Source organism: Pseudofrankia saprophytica, assembly GCF_000235425.2.
Lineage (GTDB): Bacteria > Actinomycetota > Actinomycetes > Frankiales > Frankiaceae > Pseudofrankia > Pseudofrankia saprophytica.
Genome location: NZ_KI912266.1, coordinates 7,075,966 through 7,091,520 on the forward strand (window position 1 = coordinate 7,075,966; position 15,555 = coordinate 7,091,520).

The 15,555-nt window shown below is 73.5% G+C and carries 13 protein-coding genes and 1 tRNA gene; 3 read left to right on the top strand and 11 right to left on the bottom strand.

The features are described from left to right. Nucleotides 1-655 precede the first annotated feature (655 nt). Nucleotides 656-2,698: a glycoside hydrolase family 26 protein gene (locus FRCN3DRAFT_RS0229790; RefSeq protein WP_232794195.1), complete on the top strand. Its 2,043-nt coding sequence runs from the start codon at nt 656-658 to the stop codon at nt 2,696-2,698. On the opposite strand, the gene FRCN3DRAFT_RS46985 is transcribed toward FRCN3DRAFT_RS0229790, so the two are convergent. The 5 genes from FRCN3DRAFT_RS46985 to FRCN3DRAFT_RS0229815 all read right to left on the bottom strand — a co-directional run bounded on the left by FRCN3DRAFT_RS46985 (nt 2,589) and on the right by FRCN3DRAFT_RS0229815 (nt 6,665). Beyond that, on the bottom strand, nt 2,589-3,569 hold the full coding sequence (locus tag FRCN3DRAFT_RS46985; RefSeq protein WP_007515883.1) for a DUF222 domain-containing protein: 981 nt from the start codon (nt 3,567-3,569) through the stop codon (nt 2,589-2,591). The genes FRCN3DRAFT_RS0229790 and FRCN3DRAFT_RS46985 overlap by 110 nt on opposite strands. A gap of 298 nt (nt 3,570-3,867) precedes the next feature. Continuing rightward, the gene (locus FRCN3DRAFT_RS0229800) at nt 3,868-4,275 is read right to left on the bottom strand and encodes a DUF3037 domain-containing protein (protein ID WP_007515884.1); all 408 of its coding nucleotides are present in this window, start codon (nt 4,273-4,275) and stop codon (nt 3,868-3,870) included. After that, complete coding sequence (locus FRCN3DRAFT_RS0229805) at nt 4,268-5,173, bottom strand: HipA family kinase (protein ID WP_007515885.1); 906 nt, start codon at nt 5,171-5,173, stop codon at nt 4,268-4,270. Before FRCN3DRAFT_RS0229805 ends, FRCN3DRAFT_RS0229800 begins: the two co-directional genes overlap by 8 nt. 101 nt (nt 5,174-5,274) lie before the next feature. After that, nucleotides 5,275-6,024 carry a Crp/Fnr family transcriptional regulator gene (locus FRCN3DRAFT_RS0229810; RefSeq protein WP_007515886.1) on the bottom strand — a complete coding sequence of 250 codons (750 nt, stop codon included), beginning with the start codon at nt 6,022-6,024 and terminating at the stop codon, nt 5,275-5,277. Nucleotides 6,025-6,592: 568 nt separating this feature from the next. Then, nucleotides 6,593-6,665: transfer RNA gene (locus FRCN3DRAFT_RS0229815), tRNA-His, on the bottom strand. 679 nt (nt 6,666-7,344) lie between these two features. On the opposite strand from FRCN3DRAFT_RS0229815, the gene FRCN3DRAFT_RS0229820 reads away from it, so the two are divergent. After that, entirely contained in the window at nt 7,345-8,313 is a 969-nt protein-coding gene (locus tag FRCN3DRAFT_RS0229820) for a pirin family protein (protein ID WP_007515887.1), read from the top strand. Nucleotides 8,314-8,365: 52 nt separating this feature from the next. Here the strand turns inward: FRCN3DRAFT_RS0229820 and orn are convergent, their stop codons facing one another. The 3 genes from orn to FRCN3DRAFT_RS0229835 all read right to left on the bottom strand — a co-directional run bounded on the left by orn (nt 8,366) and on the right by FRCN3DRAFT_RS0229835 (nt 10,715). Continuing rightward, a complete protein-coding gene (gene orn / locus FRCN3DRAFT_RS46990) occupies nt 8,366-9,079 on the bottom strand; it encodes an oligoribonuclease (protein ID WP_007515888.1) in 714 nt (237 codons plus the stop codon). Between the two features lie 77 nt (nt 9,080-9,156). Next, entirely contained in the window at nt 9,157-9,669 is a 513-nt protein-coding gene (locus tag FRCN3DRAFT_RS54415; protein WP_007515889.1) for a hypothetical protein, read from the bottom strand. Between the two features lie 203 nt (nt 9,670-9,872). Then, nucleotides 9,873-10,715, bottom strand: a complete 843-nt coding sequence (locus FRCN3DRAFT_RS0229835) for an iron reductase (protein ID WP_007515890.1) — start codon at nt 10,713-10,715, stop codon at nt 9,873-9,875. A gap of 84 nt (nt 10,716-10,799) precedes the next feature. Between FRCN3DRAFT_RS0229835 and FRCN3DRAFT_RS0229840 the strand changes: the two genes are divergently transcribed. Continuing rightward, on the top strand, nt 10,800-11,840 hold the full coding sequence (locus FRCN3DRAFT_RS0229840; protein WP_007515891.1) for an isopenicillin N synthase family dioxygenase: 1,041 nt from the start codon (nt 10,800-10,802) through the stop codon (nt 11,838-11,840). 25 nt (nt 11,841-11,865) lie between these two features. Here the strand turns inward: FRCN3DRAFT_RS0229840 and FRCN3DRAFT_RS0229845 are convergent, their stop codons facing one another. The 3 genes from FRCN3DRAFT_RS0229845 to FRCN3DRAFT_RS52050 all read right to left on the bottom strand — a co-directional run bounded on the left by FRCN3DRAFT_RS0229845 (nt 11,866) and on the right by FRCN3DRAFT_RS52050 (nt 15,420). Continuing rightward, a complete protein-coding gene (locus FRCN3DRAFT_RS0229845) occupies nt 11,866-12,324 on the bottom strand; it encodes an SRPBCC family protein (RefSeq protein ID WP_007515892.1) in 459 nt (152 codons plus the stop codon). 274 nt (nt 12,325-12,598) lie between these two features. Then, nucleotides 12,599-13,729: a nicotinate-nucleotide--dimethylbenzimidazole phosphoribosyltransferase gene (gene cobT, locus FRCN3DRAFT_RS0229850; RefSeq protein ID WP_007515893.1), complete on the bottom strand. Its 1,131-nt coding sequence runs from the start codon at nt 13,727-13,729 to the stop codon at nt 12,599-12,601. 83 nt (nt 13,730-13,812) lie between these two features. Next, a complete protein-coding gene (locus tag FRCN3DRAFT_RS52050; RefSeq protein WP_007515894.1) occupies nt 13,813-15,420 on the bottom strand; it encodes an adenosylcobinamide-GDP ribazoletransferase in 1,608 nt (535 codons plus the stop codon). Between the last annotated feature and the right edge of the window lie 135 nt (nt 15,421-15,555).

Here is a 15,555-nt window from a genome sequence, read left to right on the forward strand (position 1 = left end):
CCCTGGTGTGACGCCTCTGACGTCCGCGCGCTGCTTCCCGGGCGGGGAACGACACGACCCCACCCGAGACCCGACCGCGTGCCGGGTCTCGCTGGCGCGGATGAGAGCCGGCGAGCGGATGCGGACCGAACGCGGCACTCCTACCGGGTCACGGTGAAGCGCGGGGTGTCGCTCTCGAACCTCCGAACATCCGCTACGTAGAGCAATCACTGGTTACTCTCTGCTTATGGTCCGGGTGTTAGTCGACCGCTTCGGGCCATTGGGGTGGCGTCAAGAGTCATCCGGCCCGGGACGAAGGGATGACTCAGTGCCCCTGGGAAACTCGCCCCTGGGAACCGGACCCCCATCGAAACCGACCGAAGACCCGGCCGAAGCCACACGCGAGGCCGTCGGCGGACCTACCTCCACCCACCAACACGCTCCGCCAGCGCGCGCCAGCCGGCACCGCCGTCCCGCCCGCGGACCTTTCGGCTCATCCCGACAGCGCCCGGCACCGCGGCGGCCAGGCAGCCAGCCTGGCCTGGCGACGTCCCCCGAACCGCCCGAACACGGCGGACCACCGGGCCGGACCCGGCCGGCCCACCGCGCCGGCCGCCGGCACCGGGCCGGCCGGCGATGGTCGACCGGCGGCCCACACCGGCCGATCCTCGTCGTGGTGGCGCTGCTGCTCGGCGCGCTGGTCGTCCCGAGCGCGACCGCCTCCGCCGACGCGTCGGTGCTTCCCTTCGCCGACGTCGATCCGAGCACCCTACCGGGCGTCCTGCACACCACGGTCCAGCCGCCGGCCACCACGGGGATCAGCCAGTTCCCGATCCTCACCACCGCCGCGCCGGCCACCGAGCCACTCACCGACGACGAACTGCGGCAGACCGTGGTCCGCGTCGGCGAGCTCACCCCGCTCGCCGCGGCCACGGGCGTCATCGAGGACACCGCGGTCGGCGCGGGCGTCGGCCAGGTCAGCTACGGCGGCACCTGGACGCTCTGCGGCGGCTGCGCTCCCGACACCCCCAACCACTCGTTCCGCTACTCCCTGCAGGCCGGCGCGACCGCCAGCGTCTCGTTCACCGGCACCCAGATCAAGATCTACGGTGTCAAGGAGCGCGCCGGCGGCATCGCCTCCGTGAAGGTCGACAACGGACCGGCGACCACCATCGACACCTACGCCCCCACCTCGGGCGGCGCGGTCATCTACGACTCGGGCACGCTCGCGAACGGCGTGCACACCGCGGTCCTGACCAACCTGGGCCGGCGCAACGCGTCGTCGACGGCGTTCGCCGTCATCTTCGACCGCGCCGAGGTCTTCACCGACACGCCCCCGGACGACCCGGGCGACACGGACCCGCCCACCGGAACCAAGACGACGGTCGAGGACACCGCGACCGGTGTCGGTGACGACCAGGTCAGTTACAACGGGAACTGGATCCAGTGCGGCGGCTGCCAGCCGTCGACGCCGAACAAGTCGTTCCGCTACTCGCTCACGGCGGGTGCCACGGCCACGATCCGCTGGACGGGCACCCGGATCGTGATCTACGGCGTCAAGGAGAAGGCCGGCGGCCTGCTGACGGTCAGCGTCGACAGCCGGACGACGACCACCGTCGACACCTACGCGCCCAGCTCCAGCAACGCGCTCATCTACGACTCCGGCCAGCTCGCGTTCGGTGACCATGTGGCCGTCGTCACGAACATCGGCCAGCGCAACGCGTCGTCGACGGCGTTCGCGGTCTCCTTCGACCGCGCCGAGACGTACAACGCTCAGGACCCCGGCGGGCCGCCGCCCGGGCCGGACTTCCCCACCCGTTCCGGCGAGCCGTGGCTGTCCGGGGCCAACGGCGACCCGCTGATCACCCCGGCCGACGTGGACGCGTTCTGCGCGTTCCGCGGCAACCTGTGCGACGTGGCGCAGGTCTATACGGCGCGCGACAGCTGGCAGTCGATCGTGGGGCAGTCGTTCGTCTACTCGAACTTCGCCGGCTGGCCCGGCAAGCTCGTGATCAGCGTGCCGCCGTTCCCGGAGACGGGCGGCAACTCGCTGCGGACGTGCGCCACCGGCGCCTACGACAGCAACTGGCGCCAGTTCGGCCAGACGCTGAACGCGGCGGGGCGGCAGAACTCGATCGTCCGGCTGGCGTGGGAGGCGAACGGCAACTGGTACCCGTGGTCGGGCACCGACCCGGCCGCGTTCATCAACTGCTACCGGCACGTCGTGGACGCGATCCGCGCGACCGCGAACCCTGACCCGAAGTTCGACTGGACGATCAACTCGCACTACTCGCAGAACCCGCCGAGCCACAACCCGCTCGACCTCTACCCGGGCGACCAGTGGGTGGACATCGTGTCGATCGACGCGTACGACCAGTACCCGCCGTCGTACACGCTGGACCAGTTCAACGCGCAGGCGAACGCGACCGGCGGCATCACCTGGCTGTACAACTTCGCGCGGGCGCACGGGAAGCTGTTCGGCGTCCCCGAGTGGGGGGTCGCGTCCGGGTCCGGCGAGAACGGTGGCGGTGACAACGCCAACTACATCCAGTTCATGCGCGACTGGATGGTCGCCCGCGCCGGCCGTGGCATGTACTACGAGTCGTACTTCAACAACTGCGAAATGCAGAATGTCGGCTCGAACATCTACCGGCCGAAGGGACCGCACTGCCTGTACCAGAACACGGCGGCGGCGACTCGCTACGCGCAGCTGTGGTGAGGTGGCTGGCGGCCGCGAGGTAACAGCTCGCGACCGTGAGCAGCGCGTCGGCTCGTCGCTGGGCCGGGGCGCGGACGTCAGCCGGTCCGGCGGTCACCTGATCCGCCAGCCGTAGCGCGTCGAGCACGGTCCTGGCGTCATCGACCGGGACTGAGCCTGCGATCGTCACCCAGCCGCCCGGGTGCGCCTCCGCGCACCCGGGCGGTGCCGGTACCAGCGACAGCGAGCGGGCGCGCCAGGCGGCATCGGCGTCCCGCTCGACGCCGGCCGGGTCCGCGTCGCGCAGCCAGTGGTTGACCGCGGCGCGGACCTGGGCCGGCCCGGCCCGGCGCGCCAGGGCCGTGAGCTCGGCCTCCACCGGACCGGCGAGCGCCACCAGGCGCGGCGGACTGGTCAGCGGCGCCGTCAGGGCGAGCACATGGTCGAGGCTCACCTCACCGCGGCGGAACGCCTCCGCCAGCACCGGCAGACTGGTCAGGGCCCGCGCGGCGCCGAGCAGGGCGGCGGCCGTCGCGTCGGTCAGCCGGGCCCGCCCGGCGACCCAGCCAACGAGCGTAGGCCGCCCGTCCACCCCGCCCCGACCGGCGCGGTCACCGGCACCGTCGGGCCCGGTCGGGCATCCGCCAGGGCGGGTGCCGGCCGGACCGGCCGGACCGCTCGCCCCGGCGGTGCCGCGACGCCCCGGTCGTCCCCACCCATCGGCCAGGTCCGCCGCGCCCACCGCTCGCACCAGCGCGGCCTGCGCGGCCGCGATGACCCCGCCGAGCTGGCCTACCAGGTCGGCGACGGCGCCGTCCGCGAGCGAGGCAGGCTCGATCTCAGCCAGCGCCTGGCGCAGCGCCGCCAGCGCCGTCATCCCGTCACCGTCCATCCAGCCTCCCCCCGGAGCTGGGCGGCTGTCGGCCGCCTCGCGAGGGCGGCGCCGACCCGCACCGGCACGCCGGCGCCCGCGCCGTGCCCGAGGACCGCCGCGACGCGGACGCGCGGCGCGCCGAGCCACCGCCACCGCCCCGTGACGTCGCCGGCGGTCGCCCACCGGCGGCCTTCGGCCAGGCCGTGTCAGCCGCGGTGGCTCGGCGGTGGTGCCCTCAGAGCTGACCTCGCCAGAGCTGGCCACGCGCCGCCCTCTTCGAACTCACGTTCGACAATACGCCCAGCTCAGAGCCCCTTCAACCAGCCGCCGCACGCGGCGGGCCCTGCCGGTCGACCAGCAGTTCGACCAGGTGCTCCAGCTCGGTCGCCGGGTTCTCGGTGACCCCGGTGTGCACCGGTGAGGTCTGCACGACCGTGCTGCGCGGCGCGGTGAGCCAGCGGAACCGCTCGCCGGGCGACAGCACGCCCGCCGCTCCCGCCGCCGGGCCGCCGACGCACACCCGGTGCAACGCGTCGAGGTGAACGCGTACGGCCGCGAGGTCGAGGTACGGGTCGAGCGCCGCGAGCCGCTCGCCGTCGAGGACGCAGCGCAGGTCGAGGTAGCCGGCGCCCTGGCACCACAGCAGCACGCCGACGTTCATGCACTCGCCGCGCTCGACGCGCGGCACCACGCGTACCAGCGCGTACTCGAACAGCTCAGCCACGCCGGTCCTCCCCCGTCCGCTGCCCGCGTGCCAGCCGCAGCCAGGCCGGCGGTCCCTCCCGGTGGCCGGCCCGCTCGCGCGGGGCCGCGATCGCCGCCGGCCGCGCCACCGTCATCGGCTCGAGCCACGGCCTCCGGCCGCCGGCGCGCCCGGTGAGCCAACCGACGTACCGCTCCGGGTCCGCGTCGAGCCAGTCCGCCGGCACCAGGGCGACCACGGAGCGCACCAGCTCGGCGTCGACCAGCGGCGCGAGCTCGGCGTCGGCGGCGCGCAGCGCCCCGGCCGGGTCGGCGCCGAGCGCGGGCAGGAGCACGTGCTCCTCCCACCTGGGCAGTACCCGCTCGTCAGCCGGCACCGGCTCCGGCACCCGCTCCGGCACCGGGAGCCGCGCGTCGGCGGGCCGGGCCGGCCAGCCGTGATGCGGATAGAGCGCGGCGCCGTGGTCGATCAGCCATGGCCGGCCGCCCCAGACCAGCAGGTTCGGGTTCCGCCACGACCGGTCGACGTTGAGCGTCAGCGCGTCCAGCCACATCACCCGCGCGGCGAGCCCCGGGTCCACCTCGAAGGCCAGCGGGTCGTAGGTGATCGAGCCGGGAAGGTAGTCCATCCCCAGGTTGGCACCGGCGCTGGCCTTGAGCAGGTCCTGGATCTCCTGGTCGGGCTCGACGCGACCGAGCCTGGGATCCACGTCGATGACGACGAGCTCCGGCACGGGCAGCCCCAGCGCCCTGCCGAGCTCACCGACGACCACCTCGGCGACCAGCGACCGCGGCCCCTGTCCGGCGCCTCGGAACTTGACCACCCAGGTTCCCAGGTCGTCGCCCTCCATCAGCCCCGGCAGGCTGCCGCCTTCCCGCAAGGGCGTGGCATACCGAGTCGCCTTCACCAGCCGGAGCACCGCGACCTCCCGCCCTGCGCCGGCACCACTGCGGCGCCGTCCCGCGCAGGAAACCTAGTCGCGCCCGGCGGGGTGCTCCGGAACGGCCTGTTGGAGGGGCGCTAACTCGACGGCAGTCCCGCGGCGGTCCGCAGCGCGGGCAGGTCAAGAATCACGACGCTCCGGTACCCGGTCTCGATGATCTTGTCCCGGCGCAGCGCCCGCAGCGCCTTGTGAACGGTGGGGTCGTGCGCGCCGACCAGCGCTGCCAGCTCCTGCTGGGTCAGTGGCACTCCCAGCGCCCGTCCCCCCTCCGTCCGGTCGAACCCGTAGGCCCGGTCCAGCTCCACCAGCACCCGGGCGACCCGCACCGCCACCGGGCTGCCGGCGAACTCGACGCGCCGCCGGATGCTGAACCGCGTCTTCGCCACGATGCTCCGGCTGATCTCGGCCGAGGCTGCAGGATCCCTGGCCAGGTATCCGGCGAACTCCTCGCTCCGGATCACCTTGGCCAGCACGCCCCCGACGGCGGTGACCGTCGCCGACCGCGGCTGGGCGTCCAGCCCGGCGAACTCGCCGATGAGGTCCCCGCCGTGCCGCACGGCCAGCAGCGCCAGGCCCCCCGTGTCCGTCAGCGCCGTCACCTTCGTCCATCCGCGCAGCAGCACCGCCACGAACGTCGTCGCGTCGCCCTCACGCATCAGGTGCACGCCGCTCGGGAACTGCCGGAATCCGCCCAGTGCCAGCAGCCCCGTCTGTGACCGCTGCGGCAGCCGCCCCAGCAATGTCTGCTCCGGCCAACGAACGCGCCGCAGCCACTCACTCCGGCCCGCCTCCGTGTCCGGCGGCTCTCCCGAACCCAGCCCGCTCATGGCGCCCCCGCATCCATGCCGATCCCGACGTGACCAGGAAGTCAGCAACAGAATCCAGCGATTCAACCGAATCCGGCAAGCCACCACCGGCGAGACCCACAACTCACCGTAAACGCACCCGCCCCAGAGGGGGCCAATCCCAGCGACCTACCAGCTCAAAGACGCCAAGCCCCCAGACACCCACCACAAACAAGTCAGCAACCCGACACGCCACCAAGGCGCACCACCAAGGACCCCGATCCCCGGCAGCCCAGCGCAACGAACCCCAACACCTCAGCAAGAACCACCCCAGCCCCAACCCGCAATGCCGCCGAAGGCGGCGAGCCAGCGGGGGTGTCGGGGGCCGCAGGCCCGTGACCCCGGGGGGTTCCAGGGGGTCGCCCCCCTGGGCAGACATTACGGCAAAGGGGAAGCCGCTCCCGTAAGGGGCGGCGAACAGCGCTCCCCAGACCGTCGGGGGCCGCAGGCCCCCGACCCGGGGGTTCCAGGGGGTCGTCCCCCTGGGCAGAAATAGCGGCAAAGGGGAAGCCGCTCCCGTAAGGGGCGGCGAACACGACGCCCCAGCTCGGGTGAGTGACGGGACTTGAACCCGCGGCACCCGGGACCACAACCCGGTGCTCTACCAACTGAGCTACACCCACCATGCCGGTCTGGGATGCGGCCTGCTCACACGGCCACGTGCTGTGGCCGGGCTTGCCGGGGCGCGCCCCTTACCGGGCTTCGCCATCCTACTGGGCGGACTGGCGGATGCGACAACAGGGTTTTTGCGCCGGCCTACCTGTCATCGCGTCAGCTACACAAGGTAGTCGACCGAGCGGTCTGCGCGCATCAGCGCCGGCGTCGACGGTCCGGTGGACGGGTCGGGAGGTGGGCCGGGCCGCGGTTGTCCCTGGGCCGCTGACGGCCCCGCAGCCGACTGATGCCCAGAATGCGTTCCTGGATGATCCGCTCTTGCCTTGAGCATCGGCGATCCACGCCCCCGAAGGTAGCGTTCTGTGGAGCAACTGGTGTCCATCGTCACACGGTGTTTACCAAAGTCCCGGCGTGTCATGGGCGACGTGGGCGGCTCCATCACTCTCATTGCTCATCCGCAGCCTAGTCCGTCGGGACTCTGGCCAAACGGCACGCGATCATGCAACGCGCCCGCAGCGTCCGCGCGCCGTGGCGCGCCCCGCAGCGCTTGGGCGCCCGTCGCCCCCAATCCCGCGTCGGCGACCCGACCAAGCACGGCCCGCGGCAGGCCAGTGCGCGGGAAGGTTGACGAAGGCGCCACGGTTACACTGGCCGCTAGTTGCACATGCAACCAAGGAGGATGGTCTCATGCCCGCCGTCACTGCCGACACCGTCACCCTGCCGCGGCTGGCCGAGCCCGGCCTCGGCGACATCCCCCGTCCGGTCAGGAAGGTCACCACGGCACCGTTGGGCTATGAGGGTGAAGGCTTCCCGGTACGGCGCGCCTTTGCCGGCGTGAGCAAGGCCGACCTCGACCCGTTCGTGCACATGGACCAGATGGGCGAGGTCGAGTACGCCCCGGGCGAGCCCAAGGGCACGCCGTGGCATCCGCACCGCGGCTTCGAGACCGTCACCTACATGATCGACGGTACCTTCCAGCACCAGGACTCGCACGGCGGCGGCGGCCTGATCACCGACGGCGCCACCCAGTGGATGACGGCCGGCTCCGGGATCCTGCACATCGAGACGCCACCGGCGGCGCTCGTCGAGAGCGGCGGCCTGTTCCACGGCATCCAGCTGTGGGTCAACCTGCCAGCCAAGGACAAGTTCTCCCCGCCGCGCTACCAGAACCTCGAGGGCGAGCAGGTCTCGCTGCTCGCCTCAGCCGACGGCGGCGCGCTGCTGCGCATCATCGCCGGCGAGGTCGGCGAGCACCGCGGCCCCGGCTCGACGCACACCCCGATCGCGCTGGTCCACGTAACGGTGAGCCCCGGCGCCCAGGTGGACATCCCGTGGAACCCGGACTACAACGCGCTCGCCTACGTCCTCGCCGGGTCCGGCACGGTGGGTCCCGCGGCCACGGCGATCGAGTCCGGCCAGCTCGCGGTCCTGGGCGCCGGCGACCGGGTGGTGCTGGCCGCGGCCGAGCGGCAGGAGGCGCGCACCCCGAATCTGGAGGTGCTGGTGCTCGGCGGACGTCCCATCCGCGAGCCGGTGGCGCAGTACGGCCCATTCGTCATGAACACCCGTCAGGAGCTCCAGCAGGCGATCGACGACTTCCAGGCCGGGCGTCTCGGGGTGATTCCGGCGGGCGCGCTGATGCCGCACCGGGTCTGACGCCCCGCGGGTCGCTCCGCCGCCAGGCTGGGCCGTTTCGTTCCGTTGAGAATCAGACCTTGGGGGCGGGCTCCGACGCCTCGGTGATCTCGGCCGGGGTTGGAGCCAGCGACGGCTGGTCCGCGGCGGCGCCGTCCGACGCCGCCGCCCGGGCCGCGGCCGCCGTCTCGGCCTCGGCGCGGATCTCGACCGAGGCGACCCGCGCCTCGTCGGTCGTCGGGCCGGGCTGCGGGACGAAGACGGTCCGGCGGTAGTACCGGAGCTCCTCGATGCTCTCCCGGATGTCGGCGAGGGCGCGATGACCCCCGCGCTTGGCCGGGGCGGCGTAGTAGGCGCGCGGGTACCAGCGGCGAGCCAGCTCCTTGACCGACGAGACGTCGATCATGCGGTAGTGCAGGTAACCGTCCAGCTCGGGCATGTAGCGCGCCAGGAACGAGCGGTCCGTGGCGATCGAGTTGCCGCACAGCGGGGCGCGCCGGTTCTCCGGGACGAGGGCGCGCACGTAGGCGAGGACCTGCCGCTCGGCCTCGGCGACGCTCAGGGTCGACGCGCGGACGGCGGCGGTCAGGCCGGAGGTCTCGTGCATGTTCGTGACGACGGGCACCATCGCCTCGAGGGCCGCCTCGGGAGCCGCGATCACCAGGTCCAGCCCGTCGCCCACGACGTTGAGGTCACCGTCGGTCACCAGGCAGGCGACCTCCAGCAGCACGTCGGAGGCAGGGTCGAGGCCCGTCATCTCGCAGTCGATCCAAACCAGGCGATCCATCTCTCTGACACTAGGGTTTCCCGGTCGCAGCGTCACGCCCGCCCCAAGCGAACCACGGGCCCAGTGGCCCGGACGGGTCAGTTCTGGACGCTGAAACGAACGGAGCGCGGGCTGAACTGGGGGTTGGTCGGCGTCGCGGTCAACGTGTACTGCCCGTTGCGCACCGCCGCCGTCTCCCAGCCCACCGGATGCGGGGCGAACAGGTAGGGAGAGCTCACTGCGAGCCACGGGCTGTCGAAACCGGACAGCGTGTAGTTGACCGGCCCGACATCGCCCACCGTGACCAGCGTGATCTGGACGTCGCCGTGCAGGGTCTGCCCGTCCTCGACTCCCTGGAAGCCGAAGATCCGTGGGCCGGTATCGAGAGTGGTGGAGGCCGTGGGAGTGGGCGCCCCGCCGTCCGCGGGACTGGCGGTGGTCGGCCGGGCGGTGGGGGCGATGGTCGTCGCGGGACCGACCGCGGCCGATGACCCGCGGTCGTCGGCCTTCGCCTCGGTCTGCCGGTTGTAGTCGACGATCAGCAGTGGCATGAGTACAAGCGCGGCTATAAAGAGCATCAGGCCGAGATAGCCACGCCTGACCGCGTCCACGCCACCCGCACCTTTCCGCCCGCGCCCGCCGGCTCGCCCAAGATTGAACCCCTTGGGGGTGTCACTTTAGCGGCAGGCCGTTTACTGGCCGGCACGGTGGCAGGACCGCGACAGCATGCTCTTCTCGATCCGCCACCGCCCGCCGGCAGCGACCGGAAACGAGCCGACGACGGCCAGCCGGAGCGGACGATGACTGGCCGATGCTACGGACGGTGCAGGACGCAGTCCTCACACAACGCGTTCCGGTAGGCCGTGCGGCTGGCGCGGCCGCCGTGGGCGCGCGGGTCCAGCCGGTAGATGAGGCAGCAGCTGCGCCGCCGGAACCGGGCCGGGGCGATCAGTCCGCCGGCGCCGCGCAGTGGCCCGTCGCCCGCGCACAAGGCACCGGCGACGCCCCAGGCCCCGGCCGCCAGGGCCGGCTCGGCCAGGCCGATCATCTTCGCGGCCCCCGCGACACCTGACGCCACGTTCCCCCAGAGGATCTTCGACGACACCGGGTGGTGACGCTCGATCGCCGAGACAAGCGGCGCGACCACCGGGAGCAGCACTCCGTCCACGAATCCCCGCGCGAGCCGGCCCGGCACTGCGGCGCCCGGGACTGCGGCGCCCGGGACTGCGGCGCCGGCCGGCGCCAGCGGTCCGCCGAGCGCCAGCGGGAACGGGCCGCCGAGCTTGTCGCGCCAGTAGAGCAGCTCGGGGCGCAGGCGCGGCGGGTGGCCGGTGGTCACGGTCAGCGCGAGGGCGGGCGCGACCAGCCGCGCGCACACCCCGAGCTGGGCCACGGAGACCGCCACCCGTTCATCGACCGCGTCGGCGGCGAGTCCGCTCCCGGCGGCGAGCGCCGCCCGCACCGCGCCTGCCCGGCGCGCGAACGCGCCGGTGCGCGGGTCGCAGAGATCGGCCACCGCAAGCCAGCCCGCCGGCGGCTGGCCGGCAGGAGGAGAAAAAAGAGAAGGAGTCAGGACGTCCAGCGCGAAGTACGGCCCGAACCGGGCGCCGAGGTCCGACGGGGCCGGGCTGTCGCCGCCGCCCGCCGCGCCTCGCACCCGACCATGCTAGGCCGCGTCTCGTGCTCGCAACGGCGAGGCAACGGGACCATCACGTGTGGCGGCGATGCTGCGGCCGTGACCATGTCGCCCACCACCTCGGCGGTGACGGACCACCCGGAGCCATCCCGAGGCATTCCCGTCATCGACATCGCTTCCTTCGTCACCGGCGGCGACCCGGCGCCGGCCGTCGACCGGATCGCCCATGCCTGCGCGCGGGTGGGCTTCCTGCAGGTCGTCGGGCACGGGATCGCTCCGGCGACTCTGACCGCCGCCTACCGGGCGATGGACGAGCTGCTCGCCCTGCCCGAGGCGGGCCGCGGCGCGTTCGCCTCGCCCGACGGCCACCCGTTCCGCGGCCTGTCGACGATGCGTGCGGCGACCGGAGCACCGACGTGCCACCGGTTCCAGATCTGCGCCTACGACGACCCGGCCGCCGCGGCCGCCGCCGGCGTCCCGGCCCAGTACGGCGATTACTTCGCTCGCAATGTGTGGCCCGGGCAGGTCGCCGGGCTACAGGCCGACCTGCTCGCGTGCTTCGCCGAGATGCGGCGGGTCGGCGACACGCTGATGGAGCTGTTCGCCCGCGCGCTCGGCCTTGCCCCGGCCTACTTCGCCCCGATGCTGACCCATCCGGTGTCCGACTTCTCCATCAACAGCTATCCGCCACAGCCGGCCCGCGACGACCCCGAACCCGCAATCACCTTCCGGGAGCACAGTGACTCGGGCATGCTGACCGTGCTGCACCAGCGCGGCGACTACGCGGGCCTGCAGGTACAGGACCTCGACGGGACCTGGGTCCCGGTCCCGGTCCGCGAGGACGCACTGGTGATCAATATCGGTGACCTGATGAGCAGGTGGACCAACGACCACTGGCCGTCGACCCGGCACCGGGTGGTCGCGGCCACGGACCCCACCGCGACGCGCGCGTCGCTGGCGACGTTCCACCTGCCCAACGTCGACACCGTGGTCGCCCCGCTGGCCGCCTTCGTCGCCGCGGGCGACCCGCGCTACGAGCCGGTCACGCCCTACGTCTGGGAGAAGATGTTCCTGGCGAAGGTCTACCAGCCCCGCGAGCCGGCGTCGGCCGGCGGGCCACCTCGGCCCAGCCGGCCTGACGGCTGACGGCCGACAGGAAAACCGCCGGCGGTCAGGAGCTCGGGCGGTCGGTGACCGGTGGGGAGAGGACCTCGAGGCGGGAGCGGACCTCGGCGAGCACCTCGGCCCACGCGTCGCGCAGGTCGTCGCAGCCGTCCGGGCACAGGTCGTCGACGGCGAGCATGACCACGCTGCCGCCGTTGGCCGCCGGCAGGACCTCCCAGGTGACGATGACCGTCGAGTCCTCGCCGTCGGGGCGCGCCGCGCCGAGGGTGTACGTCAGCCGGTAGGGAGCCGCGGCCCGCAGCACGGTGCCGTAGACGGCGGTGCCAGCGGCGACCAGCCGGACCGGGGACCCGGTACGCCAGTCGGAGATCAGCTGGCGGCCCGCCAGCATCGCGCCCGGCGCCTCGACGCCCGGCTCTGTGTCACCCGCGAGCACCCACCACGCCTCCTCAGGCGCCGCCGCGACGGACGCGGACAGGAAGCTCGTCCGAAACGGCTCACGCATCGTTCTCATCCCCTCGGTCACTACGCGCTGCCTTGCGCGTGACGACCATGCTGCCGGCCCGGGGACCTCGCGAACCCGTGTTGTCAGGCCGCGGACGTGTAACGACCGGGACAGCGTCGACACCTGTCCGCTACCGGTCAGCCAGCCGTCGGCCACCTTCGCGTCCCCGGGGGTCTACCCCCGCGGCCTCGGTCCTAGCCCGCGGACGCGCCACGGGCAGCGCCCGTGGCGCGCCGTCAGACACAGCCGGCAGGCCTCGCCGGCCGGCGCGCCGTCAGGCGTTGCCGCCGGGTGCGCCGTCGTCGGCGCTCTTGTCGGTGACGCCGGCGCTGTCGAAGGTGGCGACCTCGGCGAGGACACGGGCCGCGGCCTGGACGACGCCCACGGCCAGCACCCCGCCCGAGCCCTCACCGAGGCGCATGCCGAGGTCGAGCAGCGGAACGAGACCTAGGGCGGCGAGCGCGGCGGAGGCGCCCGGCTCGACCGACCTGTGCCCGGCGAACATCGCCGCGCGCGCGTCGGGCACGAGCGCCGCCGCGACCAGCGCCGACGAGCAGGCGATCACCCCGTCGAGCAGTACCGGCACCCGGGCGGCCGCGGCCGCGAGCACGAAGCCGACCGTCGCCGCGTGCTCCAGTCCCCCGACGGACGCGAGCACCCCGAGCGGGTCGTCCGCGCCGACGCCGTCGCCCGCCGCTCGCGCGACCGCACGGCGCACGACCTCGACCTTGCGGGCGAGGGTCGCGTCGTCGACGCCGGTGCCCCGACCGGTCACGTCAGCGGGGTCCACGCCCAACAGCGCGGCGATCAGGGCCGCCGACGGGGTGGTGTTCGCGATGCCCATGTCGCCGGTGACGAGCAGGTCATGGCCGTCGCGCAGCAGACCCTCGGCCACCGCCACGCCGGCGGCGATCGCCGTCAGCGCCTCATCCCTGCTCATCGCGGCCTCGACGGTGATGTCGCCGGTGCCGGCCCGCACCCGGCGGCGGTCCAGCCCCGGCATGGCGCCGATGACGGCCGACGCCTCGACCGACATGCCCACGTCCACCACCGCCACCACGGCACCGGCCTGGCGGGCGAGCGCGTTGACGACCGCGCCGCCGGCCAGGAAGTTCGCGACCATCTGGCCGGTGACCTCCCGCGGCCACGGCGAGACGCCCTGAGCGTGCACGCCGTGGTCACCGACGAACACCGCGACCGCCGGCGCCGCCGGCACCGGCGGGGGCACCCGCCCCGCCAGCGCGGCGAGCCGGACCGACACGTCCTCCAGCTGACCGAGGGAGCCGCGTGGCTTGGTCAGCCGGTCCTGGTGCTCGCGGGCGGCCCGCGCGACGGCCGGGTCCACCGGCCGGATGCTGGCGGCGAGGCTCTCGAGAACGGACGTGTCCGACGGTTCGGGGCTCATGGATGGCTCCTCTCGGTCCGAGGGCGGACGCTACAGAAAGTCATCCGTCACCGGAGCCCGAACGTGACGGACATCCGCCGGATCTACAACAGGCCGCCCCACGCGACCACGGCGGCCAGCGCCAGCAGGGTGACGGTGGTGCTGATCTCGATGACGGCGCCGAACACGTCGCCGGTGATGCCGTCGAGCCTGCGAACCACGTGCCAGGTGACCAGTCGGCCGGCGGCGAGCCCGACGAGAACGGCGAACGGCAGCCACAGCGCCGCCACGAGGCTGGTCGCGGTGAGCGCGAGCAGGAGCCACCCGAGAACGAGCGTCGCGCCGATCGCGACCGCCCTGACGGCGACGGAAGCGGTCCCGGCGACGACGGCGCCGAAGCCGCCAGGGCGCGCGGGCGGCACCGCCGGGCGGCCGGCGTCGAGGGCGGCCAGCCGGCCAGCGACGACGGCCACGACGAGCAGCACCAGCCCCTGGGGGCGACTCGCGCCGCCCAGCAGGGTGGCCGCCGCGGCGATCTGCAGCAGCACCGCGCCGACAGCCGCCGCCACCCCGAAGGGGCCGATGTCGGACTGGCGCATGATCGCCAGGGCCTCCGCCGCCGGCCTACGGCTGCCCAGCCCGTCGGCGACGTCGGCCAGGCCGTCCAGGTGCAGGCCACGGGTGAGCAGCGCCAGGACGCCGACCCACACCACCGCGCCGAGGAACGCCGCGCCGCCGTCGTGGCCGCGCCAGAAGACGAGCGACAACGCCCACCCGAGGAAGCCCACCAGCGCGCCGACCAGCGGCAGCCAACGCAGCGCCCAGCCGCCGAGACCCGGCTCGGCGGCGTCCTGGGCCGACCGGCTCGCCGGCAGCGGCAGCACCGTGAACATCCCCACAGCCATCGGCAGCGCCCGCAGCGCCGCCGGGTCGAGTGCGGAGGACCGGCGCCGGCTGTGCCCCGGCGTCTCGGCCCGCCGTGCCCGCAGCGCGGTCATCCCGCCGGCCGCCCGGCCGCGCACCCAGCCAACGCCCTGGCCGACCCCCTGACCGACGCCATGACTCACCCTGCGGCCGAAGGCGCCCGGGCCTGGCGGCGGCTGGCCCGGTCCCGGCACCGGCCGGGTCGACGTGCTCCCTGGCTGGCCGCCGGCCGGCGGCCTCGGCTCGGTGGGGTCGCCGGTACGGCGGGGGTCCGGCTCGCCACGCCAGCCACGGCGCGGCCGGCGTGGCTGGCGCCCGTAGGGTTCGCTGTTCGCCAGCAGGTCGTCCATCCCGACGTCCTGGACGCCGCCTGGCGCGGCCTGGCGGCGGTAGGAGGGGTCGGGTGGCGGCGCGTCACCGGGCCGCCGCGGACGGGGCCGCTCGTAGGGACCGCCGGCGTCCTCCGGCAGCGGCGGCGTGTAGCCGCCCTGGGGCTGCCCGGGAGGTCCGGGAGGTCCGGGCTGCGCGGGGCCGCCCGCCGCGCCCGGAACGGCGGGGAACGGTGCCGGGGTCTCGTCGGGGTAGCCGTGCCCCCCGAAACCGGAGATGTCGTAGCTCGGATCGGCGTAAGCGGGATCGGCATAGGCGGGATCGGCGTAGCCGGAATCCTCGTAGCCGGAAGGGTCGTAGCCGCGCTCGGTGTAGCCGGGATCGTCGTAGTCACGATCGCCGAAACCGCCGTCGCGGTGGCGGCCTTCGCCGCCGGCACCGCCACCCGGAGTCGTCATGGCCGGATCCTCCTTTGTCGCCCGTTTCTTCGACGGTTGTCGACGTTCAAAGGGTTCCCGCGTACTTACGCAGGCTCCGCGCCAGGTATCGCTCTGATCATCCTGCCTCATCCTCGGCGGGTACCCAAGACCGAC

What these genes read in the sequence shown, in the direction of transcription:
- FRCN3DRAFT_RS0229845 (WP_007515892.1), bottom strand. Translation starts at nt 12,324, where the DNA reads ATGCGTGAGCCGTTTCGGACGAGCTTCCTGTCCGCGTCCGTCGCGGCG.
- orn (WP_007515888.1), bottom strand. Translation starts at nt 9,079, where the DNA reads ATGGATCGCCTGGTTTGGATCGACTGCGAGATGACGGGCCTCGACCCT.
- FRCN3DRAFT_RS46985 (WP_007515883.1), bottom strand. Translation starts at nt 3,569, where the DNA reads ATGGACGGTGACGGGATGACGGCGCTGGCGGCGCTGCGCCAGGCGCTG.
- FRCN3DRAFT_RS52050 (WP_007515894.1), bottom strand. Translation starts at nt 15,420, where the DNA reads ATGACGACTCCGGGTGGCGGTGCCGGCGGCGAAGGCCGCCACCGCGAC.
- FRCN3DRAFT_RS0229820 (WP_007515887.1), top strand. Translation starts at nt 7,345, where the DNA reads ATGCCCGCCGTCACTGCCGACACCGTCACCCTGCCGCGGCTGGCCGAG.
- FRCN3DRAFT_RS0229810 (WP_007515886.1), bottom strand. Translation starts at nt 6,024, where the DNA reads ATGAGCGGGCTGGGTTCGGGAGAGCCGCCGGACACGGAGGCGGGCCGG.
- FRCN3DRAFT_RS0229840 (WP_007515891.1), top strand. Translation starts at nt 10,800, where the DNA reads ATGTCGCCCACCACCTCGGCGGTGACGGACCACCCGGAGCCATCCCGA.
- cobT (WP_007515893.1), bottom strand. Translation starts at nt 13,729, where the DNA reads ATGAGCCCCGAACCGTCGGACACGTCCGTTCTCGAGAGCCTCGCCGCC.